This is a genomic window from Qiania dongpingensis (genome assembly GCF_014337195.1).
GTDB lineage: Bacteria > Bacillota > Clostridia > Lachnospirales > Lachnospiraceae > Lientehia > Lientehia dongpingensis.
In genome coordinates, this window is the sequence record NZ_CP060634.1 from 2,404,921 (window position 1) to 2,421,834 (window position 16,914).

A 16,914-nucleotide genomic window follows, 5' to 3' on the forward strand; every position below is an offset into this window, starting at 1 on the left:
CTCCCCTGTACAAACATCGGATAATCGTGTATCATGGAATTGGGTTAGTTATAACTAACATAAAAGGAGGGAAAAATGAGCATTGTGATCGTAGGAGGACATGACCGTATGGTCTGTCAATATAAAAAAATCTGTAAGAATTTTAATTGTAAAGCGAAAGTTTTCACCCAGATGGCGGCCGGAATGAACAAACAGATAGGACGTCCGGATCTCCTGGTGCTTTTTACCAATACGGTTTCCCATAAAATGATCAAATGCGCGGTGGACGAAGCAAAACGGGCCAATATAGAAATCATACGCTGCCATACCAGCAGCGGGACCGCACTCTGCGAGATATTGGAAAGAAGATGCGCGGAAGTATACCTTTGAATATCTTTAAAAAAACGTATCTTTATAACCAGATGAGACAGGAGGAAATCCGATTCCATCCAGGCGGCTCGCTGGCAGCCATAACCAGCATCTTTACGGCCTCCAGTCGGTCCTTTCCAACTGACATGGATAAATCGATATTTTTCCATGTCAGATTCCAATAAAAACCTGCATGAGATTCGGTTTTTACCTCCCTGCGGCCGGGAAGATCCTGCTAACGGCCTTGCGGCGCTCACCTTACGATGGAATCGGATCGTTCCTCCCGCTCCTCTTGCCGCACCAAAGTAGGCGCTCGTTTGTTATAAAAGCCATTGGGGCGGCCCACCGCGGCCCGCTGCCATAAGGCGCGCGGGCCGTGTGGATATCCGATCCTTTTCTGGAATCAAAAGAATGGAAGTCATCCGAAATGGTGCGGCAGGCAGGGCGCCGGCAGAAGGATTCCGGGCCGGCCTAAAGGTGAGCGCTGCAGGGCAGAGGTCGATGTTCCCCAAGCGGAGGGAGGCAGAAACGGAAATACCGATTCCGTTTCTGAGCGAACCGGAGACGGAAAATCATCCGGATTTTCCGTCGACATGTGAGTGGTACTCCTGGAGCGGGGATAAAGCGGCCCCTGAATCGCCAGCGAACCGAAATCGTGACGGTCCGGAACTTCTGCCGGCGTTTAACTGGAACTTATTCGGAGCTTACTGAGAATGATTTCAAAAAGTATTTTGTATTATCATAATAAAAATAACAAAGTATTATTGACAAATCAGGTCATGGATGCTAATCTACTTGTAGTTAGTTATTTCTAACTGCGGATTCAGGAATCTGGAAAGAGGTGTTTGATCATGTTGGCATTTTTATATGAGAACCTGGCAACCATTCTGATCGCTTTGGCGGTCGTAGGGCTTGCAGCCCTGGCAGTGAGAAGTATCCGAAAGGGTAAGAAGCAGGGGAAATCCTGCGGCGGATGCAGCGGCTGCTGCGGCAGCTGTCATGAGACTGGGGCCTGCCACAGCGACAGACCGTGAGGAGGACGCCGATGTGGAATAAAGAACGGATCATCCGGGAAATGCGGAGCAGAGGCTGCCGCATTACGGAGCAGAGGAAGATATTGATAGAGATTATCATAAAAAATAAATACCATTGCAGCAAGGAAATTTATTATGAAGCGCTGAAGCAGGATCCATCCATTGGGATGGCGACGGTCTACCGCACGATAAACGTGCTGCAGGATATGGGAATACTGAAGAAGGAGTGCAGCATGTCGACTCAGACAGCAGGCTGGGATTTTGGCTGTGACATGAAATGCAGGATCGCTTATTCAGGAGGCGCCCAGGCGGAAGAAAGGGAAGATGCAGAGCTTTATGAACAGATCAAAGGATTTCTGCAGCAAAGAGGATATCTCAGAGGGAAGGATTTCCGCGCTGTGATATTGGTGGACGGCTGATGAAAAGGCAGCCTGGGGCTGGAAAGTCTTCTGCGGAGAAATGTAAATATCAAAGGAGGGAGAGAATGGCAGCGGTAATTTATCTGTCGTTATTGCTTATCTTTATTTTTGGAGTCAAGAATTATACAAAGCGCCTGAGCTCCCGATCTTGTAGTCCCGGCGGGAACGGGAGAAGCAAAAGGCTGAAATCATAAAAGGAAAACAGGGGCTGTTCGGATCCGCCTTGAATTCCTGACTCATTCTGGTATGATGGAGATATAAGCTCCGCTGCTTTTATGGGCAGGAGACGCCGGACAGCGCAAATGGAATAGATGGTTTGAAAAGGGAGCATCCGTCTGCGGTCTGCAGAGGTGCTCCTTTCTGCTTTGTGCAGCGGATGAAAAAGAATTTTTGGGAATACAATAGGGATACAGGAGAGTGGAATATGAAAAGAATAATATTGATTGTGCTGGACAGTGTCGGCATTGGGGAAATGCCCGATGCAGGTGAATATGGAGATACGGGAAGCAATACCCTGAGAGCTGCGGCGAGGAGCACCCGATTCTCCATGCCGAATATGAAAAAGCTTGGGCTTTTTCACATTGACGGGGTGTCAGAATGTAACGGTGAAAATACGGAGAGCTTTGACGGGGCGGTCGGACGACTGGCAGAGGCCTCGAAGGGAAAGGATACGACTACGGGGCACTGGGAGATTGCAGGAATCATATCAGAAGCGCCGATGCCTACTTTTCCGGAAGGATTTCCCGATGAGCTTCTGGATGAGTTCAAGAGACGTACCGGAAGGGGAGTGCTCTGCAACCGTCCTTATTCCGGCACCGACGCCATACGGGATTTTGGAGAAGAGCACATGGAAACGGGAGATTTGATTGTCTATACATCTGCGGACAGTGTGTTTCAGGTAGCCGCCCATGAAGAAGTGGTGCCGGTGGATGAGCTTTACCGGATCTGTGAGACGGCCAGAGAACTCTGTACCGGAAAATATGGGGTGGGAAGGGTCATTGCCAGGCCTTTTATCGGAGAGCCGGGAGGTTTTAAAAGAACAGAAAGAAGGCATGATTTTTCCCTGACGCCTCCCGGAGACACCATGCTGGATGTTCTCCTTGAAAACGGGAAAGATGTGTTGGCAGTAGGAAAGATTAACGATATATTTGCCGGAAAGGGTATCGGAAAATTTGTCCGGACCGGAGGAAATGCGGATGGAATCGAAAAGACCATTGAATATATGAAACAGGATTTTGAAGGGCTTTGCTTTACGAATCTGGTAGACTATGACATGCTGTACGGCCACAGAAATGATGTGGACGGATATGCGGAAGCTCTGAGCTATTTTGATGCGAAGCTTCCGGAGCTCCTGGCCCTCCTTAAAGAGGAAGATATCCTCATGGTGACGGCCGACCACGGCTGCGATCCTTCTACGCCTTCCACCGACCATTCCAGGGAATATATCCCGGTGGTGATTGTGGGAAAACCGGTGAAGCCCGGCGTGAATATCGGCACCAGGAAAAGCTTTGCCGATATCGGAAAGACGGTCCTAGACTATTTTGGATTGGAGGGGGCGATTTCGGGGAAGAGCTTTCTTTACGAGATACTGAAAGAAAAGGAAATTTTAGATTAGCAAAAATCTTACGCAATTTCCACAATAAGCAGTATCTGTTTTTTACAAACCGCTGTTAGAATGAAAAAAGCACAAATCTTATCTGACTAAAGGAGAGGAAAATGAGAAGCAGGCTTTTTCAATCAGCAGCGGCTTTTGCATTGGCGGCGGTGATAGGACTTTCATCTGTCAATATCCCCAATGTAAACGCAGAGACATCAACTTCCGCTCAGGAGAGCGGGGCGGCTTCTTTGGAAGAATCGACTACACAGTCATCTTTCGGGGAGACAGACAGCGGGACGTCGTCCGGAACAGAAGGCGCCGGAGAAGAAACGACATCCGTCGGGGAGAGTATATCATCAGAAACAAAAGAGAGTATAAAGGATGAGAGCTCCTTTGAAGAATCCATCGGAAAAACCGGGGACAGTACGGCCCCCCCGGAGAATGATATTCCTCAGGAACTGGACAGTGGTTCGGCGTTGGCTCTGTCAAGGAGTGCGTCGGCTTCGGCGGATGCTTCGCCGCTGATTGTGACGGAGATCGTTCCGGCCGGTCCGACGAGCCAGCAGCTGACCTATACAGAGGTATATAACAATTCAGACGCCGTCATCAACTTCGGCGAGTATACGTTTTACTATCAGTATCCGAGCGGAGGAGGACAGGTCTGGAACACAGGAGAATTCAACATTGAACCTGGAAAGACCATTGTCCTCTGGCAGAACAGCAAAGGAGCTTCTGTAGATACTTTTAATGCGTATTATGGAACTAACCTGACAGAAGGAAAGGACATTTACCGAATCAACTATTCGGGCATCCACACCACAGCACAGAGGGGCTTTGCTTTTGGAAGGGACGAGAACAGTATCATCTGTTATGCAGAATGTAATGTGGGCGGTGCGGATATCACCGACCGGAACAGCAAACTGGCCGTACAGTACCAGTATTCCGGCCACGGAACGGTTTCCCAGAAGAAGGAGGTATCTGCGGCGACTCCCGGTACGGTGGCGGACTGGCAGGTGCCGGACGAAGCGGTACATTATGAAACGCCCGCCCAGATAACCGTATCTGATGTGACCGGCCCTGATAATCTGGCCAGCACGGCAGATACTCTGGACATTACTGCCAAGGTCACGGGAAATCAAGGGATAGGAAAGGCATACTTGCACTACAGACAGGCAGCCGGGATGAAAGAGGAGACTGTCGAGATGACCCAGGAGGAAGGAAGCGATACGGTGACAGCGTCCGTACCGAAGAGTAAATTCTGGAGCGACAGCGTCAGCTGGTATGTGAGCGCCACCTATGGCGGCAGTTATTCTGAAAAAAGCGGGGAAAGGACCACAGCCGTTGAGTATCCGGAGCTGTCCGATGAGGAGAAAGCGCCTCTGGTCGTCACGGAAGTGGTGACTCCCATTGAGGTGAGCTCAGGGGCGTATCAGGGCAACTCCCAGTTTTCTTATGTGGAGCTTTATAATCGCACCAGCTCAGCCATAAACTACAGTTATTATAAACTTTTTTATGAATATACCGGGACTTCCACGGCGGACAAGACATGGACGGTCAGCGAGCCGGTGGTAATGGTACAGCCGGGCGACACCATCATAGTATGGCTGAGCAGCAATGGAAATACCGTGGACGATTTCAACACGTTTTACGGCACAGATCTGACGGAGGGTCAGGATATCGTCCGGATCAATTATGCCGGTTTCCATAATACCCAGTGGCGCACGCTGAAGTTTGGCCGCACCGCCGACAAGATTTTTGCCTGCGCTTCTTTCAATGAAGGGAACAAGGCCACGATAGACAAGACCGGGAACCAGTCGATTCAATATACTTATCCCAGGACTGCCGACGGCAAGAGCCTGATCGTGACGACAGATACGGCTCCGACTCCTGGGACCGTGGAGGACTGGCAGGTGCCGGCGGACCAGAGCCGTTTTACGGGATATGACGGATATCCGGCCGATGACGGTACGGCGCCGTCCCTCACTCTGCATGACAGCTGCCCCGCTTCCATCCTGGAAGGTGAAGAGATGTTCGTGACGTTTGATATTGCCGACAATATGGGACTTTTGGGAACGAAGCTCTATTACCGCCTGGACAATGATACGGAATGGAGCGTGATAACGGAGACCAGCCGGCGGGTTTCTTATTATTATCTGGCGCGGATTCCGGCAGATGTGCTGTTTGGTCATGATTCCGTAGAATTTTATGTGGAGGCGTTTAATAACTTCAGAAGCACGAAAACGGGTACTTACAAAGTCGGCATTGACAGCCTGAACGAAGTGAACGGGATTCGTCTGAATGTGGCTGACAGCAGTATCCTTCGGGGAGTGACCACGATCACGGCCAATGACGGTGGCAATAATGCTTCTACCAAGATAAAGGTGGACGGTTCAGAGGTGACTTCGGTTCCTGTTCTGGAGAACGGCGCATATTTTGCATTGACTGCCACAGGCCGTGACTCCTATTTCAAAAATGCCGTGACCGCCCCTTACGGGGAGAACAGCAGGGAGATCATCCGTTACATAGCCAAGTGGGCCGACCTGGATTCCAAGGTAATCCATATTGACAATAAATATTTCAGCTATAATGCAGATAAATCCTGTTATGAGGTGACGCTCACACTATGGGCCGGAGATTCCGGAACACCCTTTGAGGATCTTTATATCCCTGATGAAAACCATGAAGATTATACGGTCACGAATCTGCGTATGCTTTTGGCCAATGGAAAGGAATACCTGCCTGTATCCATAGGGCCGGATGACGTAGAGACCAGCGCCAAGACAAATCTGAGCACGGCTCTGGATGCCATCCATACCATCGGCGACAGTGCCGGTATGTGCACCCGTCTGGAAGCTAAATTTGAAATTCCGGCGGCCGATGTGACCGCTGTGGGATATGAATTGGACACGACGGGACTGGCCGACGGCGTACACACCATTACTGCTGAAGCCGGTGGAAAAACGGTGACGGCATCGGTGACTGTGGACAACACAGTTCCTTCTGTCGAAATTGGGATAGATGAGGATGAAGATGTGACAGGAACCCTGGTCATAGACCCTCAGGTGTCCGACGAGGGAGGCGTGTCAGAGGTCAGCGCTATTTTGGACGGAACGGAGATTGAGCTCCCCTACAGCCGGGCCGTGAGAGACATGGAGGAAGGGAGCCACGAACTGACCATTCTGGCTGAAGATCTGGCTGGTAATCTGGCGCAGGATAGCGTTCATTTCAATGTGAGCGATGTCAATCCGGCGATCAAGAAAGCAGAGACGACGGATATTACTTCCGACTCTTCCAGACTTTCCGTATCGCTGGAGGACATCAATACAGAAGGCGCACAGGTTTCCTTTTATAAGGGGAAGAGTCTGACTGCGGAGAACGGAGACATCACCGTTCAAGAAGGGGAAGAAGACCTGCCATATCAGCTTTTCACCATTCAGACAGGGGAAATCAAAGAAGAAGACAGTGTATTTGTCAATTGGAGCGGTACGGCGAGCAACGCGGACAGCTCCCACGCAGTGAAAATGTATGTGTTCAATACAGCGGCGGACAGCTGGGAAGTTATTGGAACTCCTGACGCGGCAGGAAGCATGGAGGCGTCCTTTACGGCCAAGGACCATTTATCGGATGGGAAAGCCCTGGTATTGGTCCAGTGCAGGGCGGAGCTCAGCAATCCTTCCACAGACATTGGCGAGCTGGGTATTTTAGAAAATGAGGACCAGATTACGGCGGCGGATGATGAATCCGGCAGCTGGGATGGGACCGGACGCCCGGAAGATTATGATTTTTCCTTTGCCTGGATCACAGATACCCAGTACTATTGCGAAAGCTGGCCGGAACATTATATGAATCAGAATCAATGGATCGTGGACAACGCGGATGACTGGAAGATCAAGTATGTCCTGCATACGGGAGACATCGTGGATGAATATGACATGATCGGCCAGTGGGAAAACGCAGATAAGGCCATGAAGATATTTGACGACGCGGGAATGCCCTATGGCGTGCTGGCCGGAAACCATGATGTGGCAGCCGGAAATGTGCTGTACCAAAATTACTGGAATTATTTTGGGGAAGACCGGTTTTCAGATATGCCCTGCTATGGAGGCTCTTATAATAACAATGCGGGCCATTATGATCTGCTTAGCCAAAACGGACAGGATTTTATCATGCTGTACATGAGCTGGGACATTTATACGGATGAGATTAACTGGATGAATGAGGTATTGGCCAAATATCCCGACAGAAAGGCGATCATCCTTCTGCACCGTTATACCAATGTAAGAGAGAACGGGGGTACTTATCTGGACTATGCGGGCAAAGTCCTCCAGGAACAGGTGGTGGCGAAAAATCCCAATGTCATCGCGGTGCTTAATGGGCATTACCATGGTTCCTCCTTTGAAACGACGGCATTTGATGATGATAAGGACGGAATTAAAGAAAGGACGGTTTACCAGATATGTACAGATTACCAGTCGGCATTTGAGGGAGGAGAGGAGTATATTAAGTTCCTGTACTTCGATCTGGATGAGAATAAGATTTATATGAATTCCTATTCGCCGCTCCATGACGACTTCAATTATTATGATACGGCAAAGTACAGCAGTTATGAAGAAGGGGAAAAGGGCAGCTCTATCGATATATTTGAGCTGAACGTAAAATTCGATACCACGGAAAAAACGCTGGAGTGCAGCCGGTTCAGCGCCGGGGTGAGGACTGCGGAACTCCTGGGGACTGCCGATGTATCGGAACTTCAGGCGGAAATGGCGTGGACGGGGCTGCAGGAAGAAAGCGGTTATACCTGGTATGCTTCTGTGACAAATGATAAAGGCGGTCTGGCCGTGAGCAGTCTGCAGAGCTTTGTGACTGAGAAAAAAGAGGAGCCGTCTGCAGAGCCAACAGACCCTACGGAGGAAAACCCTACAGAGCCGAGCTCCGATAACACAGAATCTACTGTGCCCACTGCCGGCAGCACCACTGCCGCCGCCGTTCCCACCACGGCATCGGGAGGAAAAGGGACCTCGGGAAAAGGGACTTCTGTGAAAAGCGGACAGGTGAAGACAGGCGATTCTGCGGTACCCGTACTTTGGGGAGCGGTCCTGGTCCTTGCGGGAGGAAGCCTCTTGGCAGCGTCGCTTCTAAAAAAGAAAAAAAATATGGAAAATAAGCAAAAGGGCAGGTAATTGGTTTTGAACAGAATATCTAAAATAACAACAGCCATGCTCACTGGTAAGAAGAGGGCGCTCCTTTGGAGCGCCTTTGCCCTGGTTATTCTGACAGGGATGATTATTTATTATGGCAGTCATGTGAAACGGGTCAAAATCAATGCCTCCAACGGCAGCGAATATGCGAAAGCAGTAGTGACGGAAATAAAAGAAGACTATACGGGATGGGAAGAAGGCGGAGGCGCTTATACTGGAAATCAGCTGGTACAGGTGACCGTCACCTCCGGGACTTATAAAGGCCAAAGCTGCGAAGCCAGAAATTCCAATGGATATGAGATGGGGGCCTACTGCCGGAAGGGCACAAAAGTGGTAGTCATGCTCAGCGAGAATGAAGGGGTGCTTTCTGCTGTGGTTTATAACTATGACAGGGGGACAGGCATTTGGTCTCTGGTAGGACTGTTTCTCCTGACGCTTTGCCTGATAGGCGGGAAAAAGGGGATATCGGCTTCCGCGGCCCTGATTTTTACCTTTGTCTGTATCCTTTTTCTCTATATACCTATGATGTATGCGGGAGTTTCCCCGTTCCTGGCGGCAGTGCTGGTTTCGCTGCTTATATTGACGGTTTCTATCCTGCTGATCGACGGCTGGAGCGATAAGGCATTCTGCGCAATCATTGGAACCGCAGCGGGAATTCTCATTTCGGGATGCGCCGCTGGCTTGTTTGGAATGATATGCCATGTCACAGGCTATAACATACCGGATGCGGAGACTATAATCCATATAGGAGAGAACAGCCGTCTCCAGGTGGGCGGAGTCTTGTTTTCCGGTATTTTGATTGCGTCCCTGGGAGCGGTGATGGATGTAAGCGTATCCGTGGCGGCAGCCATACATGAGATTAAAAGAAATAATCCGGAATTTGGAAGAAAACAGCTGTACCAGTCGGGAATCCATGTGGGACATGATATGATGGGAACCATGTCGAATACCCTGATACTGGCTTTTGCCGGGAGTTCAGTAAACACTCTGCTTGTGGCATATGCCTACGAAATGCCATATCTTCAGATCATGAGCCAGTATGCCATTGCCATAGAAATTCTGAGAGGGATATCCGGAACTCTGGGAGTCATACTGACAGTACCGGTGGAATCGGCTGTCGCGGCTTTTTGGCTTTGCCGGGAAAAGAAAGGCCAGGCGGACTGACATCCGTCTGGCCTTATTTACCGTCCGGCACTTCTGTGTTTCCCGTGACATGCCGTTTGATGGCTGCAAAGCTTTCCGCGCTGATGACGTGCTCCATTCGGCAGGCGTCTTCCTTGGCGGTCTTTTCGGATACGCCCAGCTGGATGAGCCAGCCGGAGATGAGGGTATGGCGTTCATAAATCGTCTCGGCAATCTGACGGCCGGCATCAGTCAGAGTAATGAAACCATCCTCGTCCATGACGATGGAACCGTTTTGACGCAGGTTCTTCATCGCGACGCTGACGCTGGGTTTGGAAAATTCCAATTCATTGGCGATATCGATGGAACGGACATTCGCTTTCTTCTGACTCAAAATCAATATGGTCTCCAGATAATTTTCAGCAGATTCTTGTATTTTCATGGCGTTTCCCTCACTTCATTTCAGGCGATATTTCGTCCATTATAACATACGCTGTCCTAAAATTCAATATTCAGACAACTTGATAAATATTTCCTGAAAATATGTATTGATAAAAATACAATTATGGGTTATTATAATCAAGGATAATTGTTAAAGCCTTAACGGAATCTTAACAGTGATTAATGACTGCCGGGGCACCGGCACCTATGCAAAAACGACGAAAAAAAGGAGACAAAGAGAAATGACAATCTTACAGAGGAGCAAAATCGTAGTCATCGGAGCAGGTAATGTGGGAGAAGCTATCGGCTATACTCTGATGCTGCGTCGCCAGGCCAGTGAAATCGTATTGGTGGATCTTAACGAGGACAGGGCCATGGGAAGCGCTCTGGACATTGCCCACGGCACCGCTTTCTTCCGTCAGGCAAAAATCCGCAAGGGCGGATATGACGAGTGCGCGGATGCGGAAATCATCATCATCACTGCCGGTATTGCGAGAAAACCCGGTCAGACCAGACTGGACCTTGCCAAGACCAATGTATCGATTATAAAGAGTATTACAAAGAATATCATGGAGTATGCGGAAAATCCCATGATCATCGTGGTTTCCAATCCGGTCGATATCATGACCTATGTGGTCCAGAAAGAGTCCGGACTTCCTTCAGAGCGGGTGATCGGCACAGGCACCGCGCTGGATACCGCGAGATTCCGCTATTTCATCAGCGATAAATGCAACGTGGATGTATGCGACGTCAACGCGTTCATCCTGGGTGAGCATGGAGACAGCCAGGTTGCTATTTGGAGCCGGGCGACCATCGGAGGGAATTCGGTGGAAAGCTTTATGGCAGAGAGCGGCCAGAAGCTTGATATGGAGGAGATATTCGAACGCGCCCGTGATTCAGGAGCCGAAGTGATCTCCCTGAAGGGCGCTACCTTCTATGGGATTGCCATGACCGTATCCCGTATCGTAGAAGCCATCACCGATGACGAGAATGCAGTCCTTCCCGTCGCTCATGTGCTGGGAGAAGATTTCGAGGACTGGAGTGATGTGGCCATCAGTATGCCCTGCGTCCTCAATAGAGAAGGAATCGCAAAGACGATCCGTATTCCCATGAGTATCCGCGAGCAGGAAGCTATGGACGCTTCTACGAAGAAGCTTAAAGATTTCTTAAGAGAGGTTTTGGAGCAGTAAAAAAATTGGAAAGAACTTTCACACGCCCCGCTGTCTATACAGCCGGGGCGTTTTGTGTTATGATGATAAAAGATTTGCCGTCGGGGACAGAGGGCCTTCCGGGGAGGGCGCGGACAGGATAAACGTTGGATGAAAGGACACAGAGTATGTGGAAAAGAGGGGAACTGAAGAGAAAAAGCCGGGGGATCATAAAGAAGCATTATTGGCGGGTGATTGCCGTCAGCTTTATTGTAGCGTTTATTGCGGGGAGCTATAACGGAACTTTTAGCGCCGTATTTTCCTACGACTCCTCCAAAGAAATTTCAAATGTAGTGCAGGACAATACCGTATCCGATTTCAATGATGTGCAGACGAAACGGTTTTCGGATGTTATCCTGGATGAATTTTCAGAACGAAATCAGACAGAAGAAGAGATCATGGAAAACAGCCCGTATAAGCGGGGAGTCTTTTCTTCTATTTTTAATCATACGGTGGCGACGGGTTCTATTTTTTCCGGAATCATTGCCATGCTCCTGAAACCGATGGTGAAGGGGGCCTGGCTGTCCTTGATCTCGGCGGCGGCAGGGGCCGCGCTTCTGTTTTTCTGGTGGCTGCTGGTCCAGAACATCATTCAGGTTGGGGGCTGCCGTTTTTTTATGGAGGCAGAAACCTACAAAAATACCGCAGGAAAACGGGTCCTCTACCTGTATAAAATACGCCGGGTCTGGAAAGTGACCAGAATCATGGCCAGGAAGTTCTTATATCAATGGCTGTGGTCCCTGACCGTCATAGGAGGCTGGATCAAGGGATATTCCTATATGATGGTTCCGTATCTGGCCGCGGAAAATCCAAATCTGCATGGAAGAGAAGCCATCCTTGTATCCCGGAGGATGATGAACGGAAATAAGTGGAAAGCGTTTCTTCTGGACTGTTCTTTCTTGGGCTGGAGTATTTTGAGCCTTTTGACCCTTGGGCTTGTAAATATCTTTTATGCCAACCCTTACAAAGCGGGGGTTAGGGCTGAACTGTATCTGGCACTCCGTAAAAAAGCGATGGAGGAAAATGCGGAATACTGTCATGTCTTTACGGACCGGTATCTGACGGCGCCGCCCGCAGAAGAAGAGCTTCGAGCGGCGATGGAGCGCGCAGCCAAGATGTCTGAATCACAGAACTGGAGAGAGGAAGCGAAAGCGGCATGGGAGCAGCCTCTGGATGTGAGAGAGGAATACCCTTCGGCGCTGTTTACCGTGCCGGAGTCCGAGAGACGTTTCCGCATGAATGTGGATTATCACTGTAAATATGGCGTCACAGGCATCATTCTCCTGTTTTTCATCTTTTCCTTTGTGGGCTGGTGCTGGGAAGTCGGGCTGCATCTGGTGCAGAACGGCCAGTTTGTGAACCGGGGAGTATTCCATGGGCCCTGGCTGCCGATCTATGGCTCAGGGGGAGTCCTGGTGCTGATTCTCCTTAAGAGATTCCGCGATCATCCTGTCGTGACGTTTTTCCTGACGGTGGTGGTCTGCGGCTGTGTGGAATATTTCACCAGCTGGTATCTGGAGATCACCCACAACGGTGTGAAATGGTGGGATTACAGCGGATATTTTCTGAACCTGGACGGACGTATCTGCGCGGAGGGACTGCTGATATTTGGTTTGGGCGGATGCGCGTTCATTTACATACTGGCTCCACTCATCATGAACGGTCTGATAAAGAAGATTCCTATGAAGGTCAGGATTCTGCTGTGCGCCGCATTGATCTCCGCCTTTGCGGGAGATTATTTCTATTCCAGGAGCAATCCCAATGTCGGACAGGGAATCACGGACTATGCTTGGGAATACCGGCCGGAGGAGCTTCCGGAAAAACGTCGCCGGTCACATGCCGCCGAGCTGTTAAAAGAACGGCTTGATGCAGCGTAGTTATGGAAAGGAGGAGGTCATGAAGCTGGATGAAATAAGGACCTATAAGCTCAGTGTGGAGGCTGACGGCCATTCCGGCGGGGAGGGATTTCTGAAAGAGGATACGGATCTTACTATTTCGGAGGGAGAACTTCTTCACGCGGCCGTTACCTGCGGTATTCCGGAGGAACGGCTGGTGACCGGATACCCGGAGAGGCCGGGGGGCGGAATCAGCCGAAGAATCTCGCTGGTAGAATATTCTCTGGAGACGCGGGGGGAATATCTGCGGAAATCCGACCGGATATTGGAACTGGATGAGAGCATGCGGTCTTTGATCTCCTATTACCTGGGCATGTTCATCACAAAGCTGGTGAGCAGCAAGGTGTATGGTGTGGATTATCTCGTCCCTTTGCAGCTAGTAAGGCTTGAGCAGGGACAGGAGAATTTCCGTTACCATGGAAGGAGGCGCAGGGATCTGATCGGATACCGGGAAAAACCAGACGGCGGCTTCAGCGTCTGGGAGGCCATAGGCAGGAGCAACAACAGCGGAAAGGCTTTGAAGGAAGGCTGTGAAGAAGCAGGGGAAATTCTGACGGTCAATGGACGAAGGCCCTGCAGGGCGGATTCTTGTATGACGTATTATGGTTCCAGATGCCTCTCTGTCCGTGTCAAAAGCGCCGCCGCAGCTTCGGAAGGACTGGAGATCTCATTTTCGCCCGCCGCATATTTCCGGGCGTATTATGATACGGCCTATGTGTTGCTGCGGGAGTGTTATGAGCGGGAGTCGGTACGGAATCAGATGGTCTTTGGCGAAGAAAGGATAGAGGCGGAAATTCCTGTTTTGGGCGGACGGAAGCTGTACGTCGGCATGCCCCGCCGGCTGTTCTTTGCGCTGGCGTCTGATGATGAGGAGGAACTTCTAGTGACAGCAGCCGAGATCATGGATAAGAAAAAGGACCCTGAGATCCAGGGCCCTGTGTGTACAGAAACATACTGTGGAAACGACGGTGTATCCGCATCAGTCCGGTGAGAATTTTTTTCCGAACCGGCGCATGAAGATGAGGAACCACAGGAACAGGAAAATACCTTTGAAAACGCTGGATACGGTTATGCTCCACCAGATGCCGTCCAGGCCGAGACTTGTCTTCATGAGGAAAATGGCGGCAGGAATCCTGGCTGCTGTGAATACGATTCCTATCAAAGATGGGGGCATAGTCTTTCCAAGTCCGCTGAAAGCGCCGGAGGTAGTGATTTCAACACACATGAAAAGCTGAGAATAGCTGAGTATTTTTAGGTATTGGACTCCCATAGGCAGGATTTCCGGGTCAGGGATGAAAATCCGGAAAATGAATTCTGGGACGGTAAATAAAATGACCGTGCAGAGGAGCCCCCAGGCCAGCACGACGGCCATGGAGGTCTGGTATCCTTTTTTCACCCGGGACCAGTTCCCGGATCCAAAATTCTGGGCGACGAAAGCATTGACAGCCGCGGAAAATCCTTCAGCAGTCATCCAGGAGATCGATTCGATCTGGCTGCCTACCTTCTGGACAGCCACAGCGGCGTCGCCCCATCCGGCTATGACTCTGGCGATTATCATGGAAATAGCTGAAAAGGTCATGCTTTGAAGGGAAGAAGGAAGTCCGATCTTTGTAATGGCTTTAATTTTTTCTGCGTCGGGTCTATGAAGCAGTCTGATTCTTGAGAAAATGACAGGCTCCTTTCGGACCGCCGAGAGGAAGAGAAAAAAGACGATGGCCTGCGAAGCTACGGTGGCGATAGCCGCTCCGGCGACTCCCATGGCAGGGATGGGACCCCAGCCAAAGATGAGGAGCGGATCCAGGAAAATATTGATGACCATACCGATGGTGTTGGACAAAAATGAAATCCGGCTGTTGCCCATTGCGGTCAAAAGGCCGGTGAATATCTGATTCATAACAGAAAATATCACGAGTCCACAGGTGATAGCCAGATAAATTTCAGCGTCTGCGATCACGACAGAAGAATTCAATTTAAAAAAAGCGATCAAAGGCTTACAGAAAAAGATGGTGATAAGGCCGAAGACGACAGACAGGAATATCCCCATCTGTACAGAAGCCTGGGCGTATAAGACGGCTTCTTCTTCCTTGCCGGAGCCGAGCTTTTGGGCTACGAGTACCTGACCTCCCATTCGGGCCACGATGCCCATGCCCCTTGAAAGCCAGGAGAACATGCTGGCGGCTCCTACGGCAGCCACGGCGTCGGCAGAGAGACGCCCGATCCATATCATGTCGGTCAGATTGTAGGCCATCTGAACCAGGGACGTGAGCATGATGGGCAGGGCAAGAGCCGTAAGGGCAGGAAAAATCTTTCCTTTCAGTAAATTTACCTGTTGCTTCATGATTGAAGACTCCTTTGTCTTTTGAGATTTATCCCGGACAGGGGCTGCCGGCTGGATAAATTGTAGCAGAGAAGAGAGAGAACTTCAAGTGATAAAGGAGGACTTTTTATATGGTATTAAAAGATAGAAGCAGGGTAGTCCTGATTCCCTGCGATACTTACGAGGAAGAGACCGTTTATGAAAAAATAAAAGCGGGGATCGGGCTTCTGGGAGGGATTGAAAATCTTGTGACTCCGGAGGAAAAGGTGCTTTTGAAGCCAAATTTGGTGAGGAAAGCGGAGCTCTCCAGGGCGGTGGTGACACATCCGTCTGTAGTGGGCGCCGTGGCCAGGCTTTTGAAAGAAGCCGGAGTGAAGAACGTGTCGGCAGGGGACTCCTGCGGGGTGGGATCGGCCCTGAGTACGGCAGCCGGAGCCGGTATGGATTCGGTACTTAAAAAATACGGCGTGCCTGTGGTGGACTTTACAGGGATGGGAAAAGTGTCTTATAAGGAAGGCGTTCAGGCGAAAGCCTTTTTTCTGTCAAAAGAGGCGGCAGAGGCGGATGCGCTCATCAACATCTGTAAAATGAAGACCCATGCCCTGGAGCGGGTGACCGGGGCCGTTAAAAATATGTATGGCTGCGTCTACGGCCTCCATAAGGCGAAGGGACACACTCAGTATCCGAGCGCCGACAGCTTTGCCAGGATGCTGGTGGACCTGAACCGGCTTCTTGCCCCCAGGCTTTATGTGATGGACGGGATTACGGCGATGGAAGGGAATGGCCCCACGTCAGGTGACCCAGTGTCTATGAATGTGCTTCTCGTGTCCAGAGATCCAGTGGCCATGGACAGCATATTCTGTCATCTGATCGACTTGAGGCCGGACCTGGTCCCTACCAACTATCACGGAGAAAAAATGGGGCTGGGAAGCTGGCAGGAAGAGAACATAGAGTTGATGCTTCTGGAGGATGCGGGAACGGACAGTTCCTCTACGGCGGCCGGCCGGGCCCGGGCAAGAGAGATCACCGTGAAAGAAGCCTTTGAGAGATATGGAAACGGAAGCTTCCGGGTGGACAGAAGAAGGGCTAAAAGCGACTTCTGGGTAAGGCTTGGGAAACTGTTCAATGCTTTTCAGAAAAAACCATATATCCTTCAGGATAAATGCGTAAAATGCGGCGTCTGTGTGGATAGCTGTCCAGTGGACGGAAAAGCGGTCACATTTGCGGACGGGCGAAAGAACCCTCCCGTGTATGATTATAAAAAATGTATTCGATGTTTTTGCTGTCAGGAAATGTGCCCCCACAAGGCGATTCAGGTGAAATAGAGTCATCCGG

General features: G+C 50.3%; 13 protein-coding genes. 11 read left to right on the plus strand and 2 right to left on the minus strand.

Annotated elements, in window-relative coordinates:
• Positions 1-75 precede the first annotated feature (75 nt).
• The 7 genes from H9Q78_RS11230 (at position 76) to H9Q78_RS11260 (ending at position 9,760) form a co-directional block, all read left to right on the plus strand.
• The gene (locus H9Q78_RS11230; RefSeq protein ID WP_249301773.1) at positions 76-369 is read left to right on the plus strand and encodes a DUF2325 domain-containing protein; all 294 of its coding nucleotides are present in this window, start codon (positions 76-78) and stop codon (positions 367-369) included.
• A 357-nt stretch (positions 370-726) separates the two neighbouring features.
• Positions 727-1,059 carry a hypothetical protein gene (locus H9Q78_RS11235; RefSeq protein WP_249301775.1) on the plus strand — a complete coding sequence of 111 codons (333 nt, stop codon included), beginning with the start codon at positions 727-729 and terminating at the stop codon, positions 1,057-1,059.
• Positions 1,060-1,199: 140 nt separating this feature from the next.
• Entirely contained in the window at positions 1,200-1,382 is a 183-nt protein-coding gene (locus tag H9Q78_RS11240; protein WP_249301777.1) for a FeoB-associated Cys-rich membrane protein, read from the plus strand.
• Positions 1,383-1,393: 11 nt separating this feature from the next.
• Positions 1,394-1,801 carry a Fur family transcriptional regulator gene (locus H9Q78_RS11245; protein ID WP_249301779.1) on the plus strand — a complete coding sequence of 136 codons (408 nt, stop codon included), beginning with the start codon at positions 1,394-1,396 and terminating at the stop codon, positions 1,799-1,801.
• 424 nt (positions 1,802-2,225) lie between these two features.
• A complete protein-coding gene (locus H9Q78_RS11250) occupies positions 2,226-3,416 on the plus strand; it encodes a phosphopentomutase (protein ID WP_249301781.1) in 1,191 nt (396 codons plus the stop codon).
• A gap of 101 nt (positions 3,417-3,517) precedes the next feature.
• Positions 3,518-8,578 (plus strand): metallophosphoesterase, encoded by a 5,061-nt coding sequence (locus H9Q78_RS11255; RefSeq protein WP_249301783.1) that lies wholly within the window; start codon positions 3,518-3,520, stop codon positions 8,576-8,578.
• 6 nt (positions 8,579-8,584) lie between these two features.
• Positions 8,585-9,760, plus strand: a complete 1,176-nt coding sequence (locus H9Q78_RS11260) for a YibE/F family protein (RefSeq protein WP_249301785.1) — start codon at positions 8,585-8,587, stop codon at positions 9,758-9,760.
• Positions 9,761-9,773: 13 nt separating this feature from the next.
• Here the strand turns inward: H9Q78_RS11260 and H9Q78_RS11265 are convergent, their stop codons facing one another.
• Entirely contained in the window at positions 9,774-10,160 is a 387-nt protein-coding gene (locus H9Q78_RS11265; protein WP_249301787.1) for a metal-dependent transcriptional regulator, read from the minus strand.
• Between the two features lie 241 nt (positions 10,161-10,401).
• Between H9Q78_RS11265 and H9Q78_RS11270 the strand changes: the two genes are divergently transcribed.
• The 3 genes from H9Q78_RS11270 to H9Q78_RS11280 all read left to right on the plus strand — a co-directional run bounded on the left by H9Q78_RS11270 (position 10,402) and on the right by H9Q78_RS11280 (position 14,253).
• A complete protein-coding gene (locus tag H9Q78_RS11270; protein WP_249301789.1) occupies positions 10,402-11,349 on the plus strand; it encodes an L-lactate dehydrogenase in 948 nt (315 codons plus the stop codon).
• 146 nt (positions 11,350-11,495) lie between these two features.
• Positions 11,496-13,244 carry a DUF975 family protein gene (locus H9Q78_RS11275; protein WP_249301791.1) on the plus strand — a complete coding sequence of 583 codons (1,749 nt, stop codon included), beginning with the start codon at positions 11,496-11,498 and terminating at the stop codon, positions 13,242-13,244.
• A 19-nt stretch (positions 13,245-13,263) separates the two neighbouring features.
• Positions 13,264-14,253, plus strand: coding sequence for a hypothetical protein (locus H9Q78_RS11280; RefSeq protein WP_249301793.1), 990 nt, complete (start codon positions 13,264-13,266; stop codon positions 14,251-14,253).
• Here the strand turns inward: H9Q78_RS11280 and H9Q78_RS11285 are convergent.
• Positions 14,242-15,600, minus strand: a complete 1,359-nt coding sequence (locus H9Q78_RS11285; protein WP_249301796.1) for an MATE family efflux transporter — start codon at positions 15,598-15,600, stop codon at positions 14,242-14,244. The genes H9Q78_RS11280 and H9Q78_RS11285 overlap by 12 nt on opposite strands.
• 110 nt (positions 15,601-15,710) lie before the next feature.
• Here H9Q78_RS11285 and H9Q78_RS11290 point away from each other — a divergent pair, with 110 nt between their 5' ends.
• Entirely contained in the window at positions 15,711-16,904 is a 1,194-nt protein-coding gene (locus H9Q78_RS11290) for a DUF362 domain-containing protein (RefSeq protein WP_249301798.1), read from the plus strand.
• The last annotated feature ends 10 nt before the right edge of the window (positions 16,905-16,914 follow it).

What these genes read in the sequence shown, in the direction of transcription:
- H9Q78_RS11265 (WP_249301787.1), bottom strand. Translation starts at nt 10,160, where the DNA reads ATGAAAATACAAGAATCTGCTGAAAATTATCTGGAGACCATATTGATT.
- H9Q78_RS11270 (WP_249301789.1), top strand. Translation starts at nt 10,402, where the DNA reads ATGACAATCTTACAGAGGAGCAAAATCGTAGTCATCGGAGCAGGTAAT.
- H9Q78_RS11290 (WP_249301798.1), top strand. Translation starts at nt 15,711, where the DNA reads ATGGTATTAAAAGATAGAAGCAGGGTAGTCCTGATTCCCTGCGATACT.
- H9Q78_RS11275 (WP_249301791.1), top strand. Translation starts at nt 11,496, where the DNA reads ATGTGGAAAAGAGGGGAACTGAAGAGAAAAAGCCGGGGGATCATAAAG.
- H9Q78_RS11245 (WP_249301779.1), top strand. Translation starts at nt 1,394, where the DNA reads ATGTGGAATAAAGAACGGATCATCCGGGAAATGCGGAGCAGAGGCTGC.
- H9Q78_RS11250 (WP_249301781.1), top strand. Translation starts at nt 2,226, where the DNA reads ATGAAAAGAATAATATTGATTGTGCTGGACAGTGTCGGCATTGGGGAA.
- H9Q78_RS11255 (WP_249301783.1), top strand. Translation starts at nt 3,518, where the DNA reads ATGAGAAGCAGGCTTTTTCAATCAGCAGCGGCTTTTGCATTGGCGGCG.
- H9Q78_RS11240 (WP_249301777.1), top strand. Translation starts at nt 1,200, where the DNA reads ATGTTGGCATTTTTATATGAGAACCTGGCAACCATTCTGATCGCTTTG.
- H9Q78_RS11280 (WP_249301793.1), top strand. Translation starts at nt 13,264, where the DNA reads ATGAAGCTGGATGAAATAAGGACCTATAAGCTCAGTGTGGAGGCTGAC.
- H9Q78_RS11285 (WP_249301796.1), bottom strand. Translation starts at nt 15,600, where the DNA reads ATGAAGCAACAGGTAAATTTACTGAAAGGAAAGATTTTTCCTGCCCTT.
- H9Q78_RS11230 (WP_249301773.1), top strand. Translation starts at nt 76, where the DNA reads ATGAGCATTGTGATCGTAGGAGGACATGACCGTATGGTCTGTCAATAT.